The following is a 268-nucleotide window of genomic DNA, read 5'->3' as shown; positions in this document are numbered from 1 at the left end:
CGCTGGAATATGCCGCGGGTACTCACCATCGCGAGCTGCCTCGGCCTCCTAGGCGTGGCGGAGACCTTTCTGCTCTTCTGGTACGTCGACACGGTCATGCATTTGCCGCGCGAGGTCATCCAGACGGTGATTTTCCTCAAGCTTCTCGTCGCTGGCCACCTGACCCTCTACGTTACGCGTAACCAGCGCTGGTTCTGGTCAAGGCCTTTCCCGAGCCTCAAGCTGTTCCTGACGACGGAGGCGACGCAGATTCTTGGCACGCTTGTGG

At 60.4% G+C, this 268-nt stretch carries 1 pseudogene; it reads left to right on the top strand.

The window, feature by feature from the left end:
- Positions 1-268, top strand: a pseudogene (locus CH341_RS34945) (hypothetical protein); the annotation flags it as partial.

The sequence above is a fragment of the Rhodoplanes roseus genome, assembly GCF_003258865.1.
Lineage (GTDB): Bacteria > Pseudomonadota > Alphaproteobacteria > Rhizobiales > Xanthobacteraceae > Rhodoplanes > Rhodoplanes roseus.
The sequence above is the reverse complement of the archived record's forward strand: the minus strand, read 5'-3'. Positions and strand labels throughout refer to the sequence as shown.